At 37.7% G+C, this 11171-nt stretch carries 7 protein-coding genes and 1 pseudogene; all 8 read right to left on the bottom strand.

The window, feature by feature from the left end; translation table 11 throughout:
• Nucleotides 1–171: 171 nt before the first annotated feature.
• The 8 genes and pseudogenes from FD29_RS01880 to aroA all read right to left on the bottom strand — a co-directional run bounded on the left by FD29_RS01880 (nt 172) and on the right by aroA (nt 10909).
• On the bottom strand, nt 172–1296 hold the full coding sequence (locus FD29_RS01880) for a GGDEF domain-containing protein (protein ID WP_057887289.1): 1125 nt from the start codon (nt 1294–1296) through the stop codon (nt 172–174).
• A gap of 128 nt (nt 1297–1424) precedes the next feature.
• A complete protein-coding gene (locus FD29_RS01875; RefSeq protein WP_057887288.1) occupies nt 1425–2552 on the bottom strand; it encodes a GGDEF domain-containing protein in 1128 nt (375 codons plus the stop codon).
• A 193-nt stretch (nt 2553–2745) separates the two neighbouring features.
• Nucleotides 2746–5295, bottom strand: coding sequence for an L-type lectin family protein (locus FD29_RS01870; protein WP_057887287.1), 2550 nt, complete (start codon nt 5293–5295; stop codon nt 2746–2748).
• Between the two features lie 237 nt (nt 5296–5532).
• Nucleotides 5533–6696, bottom strand: a complete 1164-nt coding sequence (locus FD29_RS01865) for a GNAT family N-acetyltransferase (protein ID WP_057887286.1) — start codon at nt 6694–6696, stop codon at nt 5533–5535.
• Between the two features lie 54 nt (nt 6697–6750).
• Nucleotides 6751–7836: a DUF871 domain-containing protein gene (locus FD29_RS01860; RefSeq protein ID WP_057887285.1), complete on the bottom strand. Its 1086-nt coding sequence runs from the start codon at nt 7834–7836 to the stop codon at nt 6751–6753.
• 31 nt (nt 7837–7867) lie between these two features.
• Nucleotides 7868–8479, bottom strand: a pseudogene (locus tag FD29_RS01855) (PTS sugar transporter subunit IIC); the annotation flags it as partial.
• 223 nt (nt 8480–8702) lie between these two features.
• Nucleotides 8703–9524, bottom strand: a complete 822-nt coding sequence (locus tag FD29_RS11170) for a Cof-type HAD-IIB family hydrolase (RefSeq protein ID WP_083477732.1) — start codon at nt 9522–9524, stop codon at nt 8703–8705.
• A gap of 80 nt (nt 9525–9604) precedes the next feature.
• Nucleotides 9605–10909, bottom strand: coding sequence for a 3-phosphoshikimate 1-carboxyvinyltransferase (gene aroA / locus FD29_RS01845; protein ID WP_057887284.1), 1305 nt, complete (start codon nt 10907–10909; stop codon nt 9605–9607).
• Nucleotides 10910–11171 lie beyond the last annotated feature (262 nt).

Genomic DNA, 11171 nt, shown 5'->3' with positions numbered 1-11171 from the left:
CGGCTCACAGTGGACTTTCGCCACCAAGTTAGCGCCCATGCCGGGCGCACTACTAAGAATAGGTCATCCAGTTGATTTTGGATGGCCTATTAGTATATCTAAATAATTGTATGTAATCAAAGTTGAAAAAGAACCCCAATATGCGAATTAGTGGTTTATTTTTTTTGTATATTACTCAGAAGTGATCTGACTCCGCCCGTTTTTCTTAGAGTGGTATAAATTATGATCGACCCGCACGTAAAAGTCATTAGGATCAACATCCTTTTTGGACATCATTGATACGCCGACTGAAATAGAGATCGAAATTTTCTTAGTTCCCACGTCAACTGGCAAGTGATTGACAGCCATAAAAATCTGATTGACGATTTTTTCAGTGGACGGTAAGTCATAGCCCGGAAATAGGATATTAAATTCCTCACCACCGGTTCGATAAAGTTTGACACTAGGATCATTCTCATCAATGACTGTCTGCACTACTGAAGCTGTGTGTCGTAAAACTTCATCCCCTGCCAGGTGGCCGTAAGTATCATTGACTTGTTTGAAATGGTCGATATCAAACATCATCATCGACAGCGTCAGTTGGTTCTCTTTACTCTCACTAAAAGAGTGTTTTATTTCGGAAGTATATGCGGCAAAATTTTGTGTTTTGGTCAAGGCATCGTGATTAGCAAATTCCGTCAATCTGACTTTTAACTCACTGTCGCGTAAAATCATCGTGACATAGCTGTATAACAGCACTTGGAAAATCACAAAGTAGATCCATTCTTCAAAGTAAGTAGTCCAAGGCAAGTTGAATTTAATCTTCATAAAGAGCCACAACAGTGCCCCAAACAACATCCCCGTAACATTGTAATAAACAAATGGATGTAATTTTTGACGGCGTCTGAAGTAATTCAAGACTACATAAAAAGTTATCAAAACGATTCCATGCAACCATGATTCCCAATATCCTAAAGAGCCATTAAGATACATAAAGACCAACAAAACAGGAATAAAATAATAATAAGGTACTTTGATATTCAAAAAATAAGCACAGAAAACAACACCCATCAATTGAAAATTCATAAACTGCCAACTGATAGATGTTCCGGCCACTGTCGTCTGAATCCCAAAGATAAAGATCAGCATGTAGATGAGTCCAAACCACGCATTCAAGCAATCATCGTCGATAGTAAAATTTTTAGTTTTGAGAAAATCCTTTAAGGCTTCATACAATACTTCATAGAGTGTAAAGATACCCAGAATAAAAAAGATACTGGTAATAAACGGTGACACTCGCCAAACTGACCATGTCAATTAAATTTCACTCCTCCAATTTTTTGCAATATTATTCATTCTATTTAAATATCCTCATTATATATTATTATCCCTGCTATCTAAAAAAAAGATACGATTTTTGCAAACCGTATCTTTTTAATTTGATTTTAATCAGCGGTGATCTGCATTCGTCCATTCTTTTTAGAACGATACAAATTATTATCGACCCGTTTGTAGAAATCAGCTGGTTCCTGATCCTTTTTAGATATTTGTGAAATCCCCATGGAAACTGAGATCAAAATCGTCTGGCCATTATACTCAACCGTCGTATGATTCAAAGCGCCAAACATTTCCCTGACGATTTGTTCAGTCGAATTCAAGTCATATCCCGGAAATAATACATTGAACTCTTCCCCACCGGTCCGATACAGCTTTATTTTAGAATCGTTTTCATCGATCACCGTCTGAACGACATCAACGACATGCTGTAAAACTTTATCACCAGCTAAATGTCCGTAAGTGTCATTGACTTGTTTGAAATGGTCGATATCAAACATCAGCATCGAAAGATTCAATTTATTGTGCGAGCTGTCAGTAAATAAATATTTGATCTCTGAAGTATAAGCTGCGTAGTTTTCCGTCTTGGTCAAAGCATCGTGATTGGCAAAATCCAACAGATGCATCTTCAGATTACTGTCCCGTAGAATCATCACGACATAACTATAAAGCAACATTTCAAAGAGAACTAGATAGCCCCACTCTTGTAAAAATATCATCCAACTGAGCGAGAACTTGAGTTTTACAAAGAACCACATCAAAGCACCAAAAACGATTCCTAAAACAATATAAATGTGGAATGGATGATCATGGTTCTCATGACGCCGCAAATAATTGAACGACCAATACGTCGACATCAAAGTTATTGCATGACACCACGACTGCCAGTACCCAATTGAATTATTGAAGAACATATAGACCAAAACAATTGGAATGAAAAAGTAGTATGGCAATCTGATATTTAGAAAGTATGCACAGTAGATCAAAGCAATAATTTGAAAATTCATAAATTCCCAGGAAATATTTTGGCCAACCAGACTAGACTGCATACTGAAGATGAAGATCAGCATGTACAAAACTCCAAACCAGGCATTTAAAAGGTTTTCACTGAATTTAATCCCCTTAACGTTCAACAATGATTTAACCCAATCGTACAGCACTTGATAAAGTGTAAACACGCCCAGGATAAAGAAGATCCCCGTTACAAATGGTGCCACGTGCCAAACTGTCCATGTCAAAGCATTTTAGCCTCCTGTTTTGAATCCGCTTTACTGATTCGGATACTTTTATCCTACTATAAAAAAATTCATTTTTCAGTAATATATATAAATTAATTAAACATTATATATACATATGTTAATAATTCTAACGCAAAAAAACTTTCATACATAATAAAAAACATCGCAATTTCAATTCATTGCGATGTTTTTATTAAAGACTATTGATTAAGTTCCAATTAATAATGCTGCCATATTCACCGGCTTGTTTGACGCCGATCGATTCTAATAATATACCGTCTTCAATACCCCAGTTACCGCCAATATCAGTCACTTTAGTCGTCGGATCAGCATTGTTATCTGAAGCTATGATCGGCGATTGATCTACTAAGCTTTGGTCATTGCCTGACTTATCACGATAGAATAACGGTCCTAATTCTTGAGTACTATCGGTCTTTAAAGTTAACGGATCGGCCGAAGCTGTTAAAGTCCAAGGCGTATCAGTACTGTTTACTTTTACCTTCCAAACACCCTTGCGGTTAACATACCCCTTAGAACTCTGAGAATTTATATCTTGGAAAAAGTATTCTGGATCAATGTCTAATGACAACTGTGTGCCTTGCACGACTACGTTGTAAGTGATCGGTGTTGAAGTCCGATTCAAATAATCAACTGCCCAAACTTTGATCGTATGCTCGCCGACACCTAAATATTCAGCCGTCAACTGAGTCGAATTACCAATATTGTTAGCAATATCATACGTTGTTTGTTGGTCAGTAGTCGAAACAACCGTGCTGTTTAATTGCTGACCGTCAATTTCGGTGTAGAGCGTGAAATTATTCTTGTCGAACTTAGAACCATTTTGGTAATCAGCAGTCAGATTCAAGTTGACTTGATTATTATTGAGATCCTTCGTATTGATCGTACCTAAGTTTAAATCATCTTTAGTCGATAGTTGCAACGGATCGTTGATAATGAATGACGGACTCAAAGCATCATCGATAAAGTGGATACTCTTGTAATTAGCGTGCTCCCCTTTGACAGTCGTTGGGGTGGTTTTCGCTTGAGCTTTACCAAATAATTCAATCTTAGCTGTCTGGTTGGCAGTGTCCATCTTATGCAAATTAAGGTGCAAGACTTGATTGCCATCACTGTCAGTCGAAACTTCACTGGCATAGATTGGAATAGTTTGATTGTCCTCATCCGCTGCAAAATTAGCATATTTGATCTGCCCAATTATGTCATCTTTACCTAAATCTGTTTCTGGATCAGCCGAAAAATCAACTGAATCCGGTAAATTCAAAGTAGTAGCTATTTCATCGCCAGTTCCAGCGAAACCAGAAATATAATTAAGATCATATTCAAAGCGAAGCTTATCGCCATTAGCTACATTGTATTTAGGATTGTTGCTAGACTCATTGGACCCTTTTCTATCCAAATCAGAAATCTCTCGTTCCCAAGTATTGTCAGCTGCATTGTACTCCGAAAGATCGAATAATTTTGTACTAACTTCAATATTGGCCACGTTAGGCATTTCTTGGATAACAATGGCAAAGGGCGAAGGTGCTGAATACTGCGAACCAGTCGATGCAGTAAAGCCCCAACGAACTTTATACGGATCAGGATTAGAGTTGCCGATATCTAAAGTCATTAATTTACTGATGTCGATCTTAACAGTATTCTTATCCCACTCATTAAATTCAGTTGGTGTTCCATCGTAGTTCTTATCATTGAAAATATATTGAACGGTAGCCATCGTACTGCCACTTTCTGGTGGTGTGTAATTCAAAGTGAAATGGTGCCAAACTTTATTCAACTGACTGTCGCCTGAAAAATAGAGTCCAGGTAAAACGCCTTGATGATTCATTCCATAGTAATAATATGAAGAAATTGAGAAAAGTGGACGATACTTGTTAGATAAATACGTATTTTGACTAGCATCAAAATTAGTCGGAATCGAACCGACCGTACTTGTTTCGATCGTACTTGCACCAGGATATCCCCAGGCCATGTGCTGACCTTTAGTGATATCGGAATTTTGTTTTTTCATACCATCGAAATAGTCGTCTTTACTGTTTGATTCAGTACTGACTGTGGAGTTTCTCAGATTATCAAATTCCAAAGCAAAACTGTTCTTGATGGCACCTGAACCAATCGACAATACAGAACTATTGACGGAAGCATCTGAATTGCCGCTGCCCCACACGCCCAGAGTTTGCCCATAAGCTAATTTTCCATCGTTAGCTCCATACGAAATAGCGTTCTTGCCACGACTGTCATTTTGTAAGACAAAAGCCAGACCATCGGGCAAGTTCTTAGCTGTGTCACTGCTGTTATAATCAACGTCTTTATACGGATCACGGTCACCAAAATAGAGCCAAGCCGATACGCTCTGCTTATTTTTTAAATCAAAATAATTGTCGATCTTTGGATTAGCAGAATCACTGTCATAACTGCGAGTACCCCAAATTGATGACAGTTGGGTCTTGTCAGTCCCATTCATCATTTGAATAATATCGTAAGGATTATTATAGGTTGCAGAATTGGCCCTATAAATCGTCGCTTGGTTCTTCATTGAGTCTTTATTAGTTGTAAATTGTGCCGTGTAGTCCATATAGTCATTCAAAGCAACCCCTTCAGGCGCTGCCTTGTAGACATCTCCAGTATCAAAGGCCATAACTGTTAGACTGTTCGAAAAAAAGGCCGATACAAATAAAAGAGTTATCACGGAAACAATCAAATTTATTTTCGTTGACTTTTTCATAAATACCTCACCTTCCCATTAATAAAGGATTATAAGATAAGTTCATTTTTGATGTTAACTATGATTATATTATACTATCGATTTCATAAGACATTTTGTCATTTTTGTTGAAATAAAATATATATATATTTGAAATTAAGCAATAAAAAATACCCCAAGAGTTTTATTAATAACTCTCAGAGTATTTTTTATATAAACATAACTTTGATTATAAAAGACAATTTGTACATTTATGTTTTAGAAATAATCGATCAGTTGTGGTTTTTGGTGAACAAAAACACCATCAAGCTCATTGATCTTATCCAAATCACCATCGATAATTCCGTATTTTGCCAAAGAGTTCAAGCTACGGTAACCAAACATCGCTTTGGTAAGATCTTGAATGCTGAGTTCAAAGTCAGCCTTTTGATCGTCAGCAATTCGCAATTCAACGATGCCATCAGTGATCGTCAGCATCCACGTGTGGGCATTCCAATCCAAAAAATCATCGACTTTAAAACAGACTTTAGCCAAATTCATCTTCTTAACTGGATAACGCTGTAGAAAATCCTGCAAATTAACGATTCGAGCCATCATGTACGGAACTACTTCTAATTTGGCGGAATTAGGTTCAAGCAATAGATCAGCTTTAAAATCAGGGTCCGGCGACTCGTAGACAAAGTTAGTGAAGATCGACTGGTGCTTAGTGATAAACTTCAACAATAGTTGACGACCCAAAGGTTTTTGATTGATCCATTCGTGGATGTAAAAAGTTCCGGCTTCATTGTAATAGATCAAATAGCCGATCAGTTGATTATCGTCGTCATATGCCAAAGCTGCTTGATAATCAGCATGTTTATCCTGCATATGTTTCCACCACCAAGGAGCACGCGTCATGCCACCTAAGTGATTTTGACCAAAATACAACGTCTTCAAACTTTCAGGGATATCCTTGATGTCGACTCGTTCAACGTGTCCATGTTCACTACTCTTCACTCTTGGCAAATCGGTATTCTTCATCGTGATCTTAGTGTGATCGAAGACTTGTTCATAGCCAAATTGACGGTAATAGCCATATGAGAAAGGTGCCAAGTATGACAAGGTAACTTTTTCTTGGTACATATCATTTAAAGCGTTTTTTAATAAGGAACTTGCTCCACCGCGGCCACCAAATTCAGGGGCACTCATCACATCCCCGATTCCGTTCATTTTGAAATCGACTCCGTGAAAGTTAACGTCGAATGGAATACTGAACAAGCCACTGCCTAGTTTTTTTCCATTCATAATTCCATAAACATGGGACTGGTCGTAACGTTCTTTTAGAACCAAACGGCGTTGCTGCGAATCTTGACGATTAAATGAATATAAATAGAGATCATAGAAATCATTAAATTTATTTTCATCAAGCAAATATTTATTCATATTTCTCTCCCTATAAAAAAATACTATTCAACTGAGAATAGTATTTCTTTGTTTTTATTCGGCTAACTTAAAACTGCTCCAAGGCTTGATGTAATCCAACAAGAAAGCCTCGTTAGAATTCAAGTGTCCCACAACATTGCGACGACCATCATTCTTAATATCGCGAAGAGCAATCTGTGTCTCGCCTTTGTACTGACCATAAGTATCATTAACGATGATGATGTCACCGCGTTTGATATCTTGCGTATCGTGTGCTGGGAAGTTTCCATCCTTGTATACGACCCGTGTCATAGTACTACGTAGCAAGTAATCAGATGCATCGCCACGGTATACGTGAGTAGATTTCAAAATAACTTCTTTTTCAAGGTCAGTTATATTTGAAGAAAAGTCTACCTTCAACACTGGATAAGGTGCGTAGAAAGCTTCTGAAACTTCCTTGAGTTCTTCATCAGATGCGTAAGTGTTACCAATGATAACGTCGTCAACCATACCACTTAGTAGTAGATGTTTAACTTGCGTTGAAATTGGTAGATCACGATCATCTTCAAGAGTTGGCAAACCATCTTGAACAGGCCAAGGACCAAATGTTGCACTGTGTGAGCTGACAAAAGCAGCTGAGTGAATATTACGCTCCTTGAAGAAAGTTGACCATTTAGTGAAGAAGTCTTCACCTAAACCAGTATATCTTTGAGGATAAAAGTTGTGACAACCGAGAAGATTATTAGTATCAGGATGATAGGAAATAATATTGTCCAAGTAGTGTGTACCAGAGCTCATATTGATTTCAATCTTCAATCCATAAGGATTATGAGTCATCTTACTTTCTTCCATACCAGAGAAGCCCTCATCTAGTCTGATACCGCTAGCTCCAAGATCGTGGAAGAATGATAGATCATCGTAACTGATACCAAGTGTTTTAAATAGTCTAGGATTCATATCAACAATCGTCACGAAATCTAACTTATTTCCATAAGCAATGGTCTCTTTGAAACGGTTGATAGTTTTTTCTTTGTCATCGCCTAATTCAAGCAGTGAAGCAAAGATCCGTGAGTATCCTAATTTACTTGCTGTATCGAGATATTTCTTATCATCTTCCAAAGTTGAATGTTCTGGATATAGTGACAATCCAAGTCTTCTCAAAACATGACCTCCAAAAATTTAATAATTAAGCTTATTTACCAGCAACTTTAGTTTGACCAAGTTCTTCAGCCAACTTGTCTTTATCCATTGACTTGAAGAAGTAGAAGTACATCAAAGTATCAAGCACGATATTAACGATTTGTAGAATTGATCCTGAGATGTGACCTGTTGCGATAAATCCTGATAGAACTGGAGGAGTTGTCCATGGAATGTAAACACCCATTGGTCTAGCAACCCAACCAGCTGCCATTGAAACATATGTAGTTGTTACGTTGATAAGAGGTGTCAAAATAAATGGAACAGCCATCTTATAGTTCATAACAATAGGAAGACCGAAGACGATAGGTTCGTTGATGTTGAACAAAGCAGGTCCGGCAACAAGCTTACCTAATGTCTTTAATTCTTTACTCTTAGCTGCGAAAACTAGAAGCATAGCTAAACCGATAGTAGCACCAGAACCACCCATGTGAACGAAGTTATCGAAGAATGATGTAGTAACGATGTTTGGTAAAGCTTTACCAGCAGTAAAGGCTGCGTGGTTTTGGTTCAAGGCTGTTAGCCAGATAGGCATCATAACACCAGAAACAACGTTAGCACCGTGAATACCGAATAACCATAGGAATGAAACAAGGAATTCAGAAACGTTTACTAAAAACGCTTTCATAGAACAATTAGATTGTATAACGACTTCCAAATTTTATCAAGATGTTTTTATCAAAAAACAATTATTACTCCCTTTTTTTCTAAAAAATACTTATTTCTAGCTATCTTTATCCGGTATTGCCAGTACGTGTTACAAATTCTTTTCTACTAAAAAAAACGAACTCAATTCAAAATACAAATTAAGTTCGTTTCACATTAAAATCCTATTCAAATTCTTTGTTCAAGACCCGTTGGACCATTTTAGCAACGCCGTCATGATTATTGTTACCGGTGATCTTCCAGGCCACATCCTTAACGCTATCGATAGCATTTTCCATCGCAACACCGTAACCCGCTTCTTTGACCATGTTCAAATCGTTACCGTAATCGCCAAAGCACATGAAATTTTTCATGGGGATCTTGCTGATCTCAGAGATCCGCTGCAAAGCCGACAATTTGGTGATATCTTGGCCATTGATCTCAAAATAATAACTTCCAGAACGGCTGATCGTTATTGGCAAAGAAGTCAACGACTCCAAACGCTTTTGCAATTCATGCAGTTTTTTTGGTTCACAGCTGAAACAAACTTTGTAAACGTCAAAGTCCTTACTATCATTCAGTTTGATCAAGTCGCTGATCGAATTGGCTTTGATATGATGGCGACTCATTCCCTCAAAATAAGTCGTAAAGCTGTGTCTAGGATCAAAGATATGTACATCGTTGAGCCCATCTAAAACGACTTTAAAATTATTAAATTCAGTTCGCTTTAAAATTTCGTCCACAATGTCGTGGCTAAGCGGTTGATCGACGATCCGTTCCCCATTGGGATCGACCACGACTGCCCCATTCAAAACCACTCGATAGCCTGGAATTTTTAAATCATTCTCAAAAAATTTATTGACCGAATGAAGAGTCCTGCCTGAACAGATTGCAAAAGTTATTCCAGAATTGACCGCATCACGAATCGCTTGGACATTTTTAGAAGATATTCTACTATAACTATTCAACAGGGTCCCATCTAGGTCAGTTCCTATAAACTCAATCATCAATAAAGTAACCCCTTACATAAATACAATTTACATTTATAATACGACAGTGACTGTAAAAAAAGAAGTCCCTTTCATCATTACTTAACGAGAAGGACTTTATTTAGATCTGCAATGAACCCTGGATAAGAGATATCAATGGCTTCAATATTTTTAATTTTAAACGGTTGGTCTGTCAAAATCGAAGCGATACAGAGCATCATCGCAATTCGGTGGTCGTTGTGACTATCGACGTCATCTTTAACCGTGATTTCTTGTTGGCCTTTGATAACGATCGTATCGTCATTTAATTGCATAACGATGCCTAATTTGGCTAATTCGACCCGCATATTTCTGATCCGGTCGCTTAATTGCAAGTGAACGTCGTGAATACCCTCAATTACTGTCTCACCGCTTGCCTGAGACGCCATCAGAGCAATTAGGGGTATTTCATCAATAATAGATTGCACTTGCTCAGCACTGATTGTCGTGCCATGTAGCTTCTGTGACTTGATCACCAAATCACCATAAGGTTCAACGTTTTTTGTGGAGCGGTTCTCAACCGTGATATTGGCACCCATCTGTTTAGCTACATTTAACAAGCCTATTCTAGTCGAATTCAAGCCTACCCTTGGCAAAGTTATTTGACTATTGTCTGACAATAAAGCACCTGTAATGTAAAATGCTGCCGAAGAAAAATCACCTGGAATGGTTAAACTCTGACCTTGTAATTGATCGTGTCCAGGATGAACTACAATGACATCCGGCTCGATCGTAACGTCAGCACCAAAATAATTAGCTAAAACCTCCGTGTGATTTCTAGTTGGCAACTTGCGAATGATCGTCGTTTTAGTTTTGGCATATATACCTGCTAAAACTAAGCTACTTTTGATCTGAGCGCTCGAAATATCTTGATGATAAGTGATACCTTGTAAATCATTGCTACCAGACACTTGCATTGGTAAAACTTGTTTTGTAGTCGAACGATAGTTAGCCCCCATGCCACGCAATAATTTCAAAAGCCGCTCATTTGAACGTTGGCTCAAATATTTGCCACCAACGACTTGGTATTGATTCGTGCTGCTCGCTAAAACACCTAACAACAAACTCTCCAAAGTACCAACGTTATCCACGTTCAATGGTCGATCCAACGTTTGCAACTGATGATCCACACCTTTAATGATCATATCCTTGTTGCTGATTTCTGTATGGATTTTGGCACCTAAATCTTGAAAGACCTTTGCCGTAACCGCCAGATCATCCGCATAAGTAAAATTACTGATCTGAGTAACGCCTTTAGCTAACGCTCCTAAAGCAATGGCTCGGTGTGCAATGCTCTTATCCCCTGGAACCGTGATCTCGCCTTGAAATCTAAATTTATATGGTTTCGTATTATAATCAAACATACTGCTACACCTCAAATATATTGTTAAAACATTAATCTACATTTTTAATCTGCTTTAATTAATTCCTTACTGTTTACGCTACCCAATTTTCAAATATAAAACAAATTTTTTGTCTTAAAAGCAAAAAAATTCGTGAGAATCCTAAAAAGGATCTTCACGAATTTTACGTTAATACTCAAAAGCTAACCGGTTTACTCTACTCTCTATTTCCTACGATTAGTCAAGTGGATATATAGAAAATGAGAGTATTCTAAACAGTACT

It is taken from the genome of Companilactobacillus mindensis DSM 14500 (assembly GCF_001434275.1).
Classification (GTDB): domain Bacteria; phylum Bacillota; class Bacilli; order Lactobacillales; family Lactobacillaceae; genus Companilactobacillus; species Companilactobacillus mindensis.
Note: the sequence above shows the minus strand (reverse complement) of the source record. Positions and strands in the feature narration are given on the sequence as shown.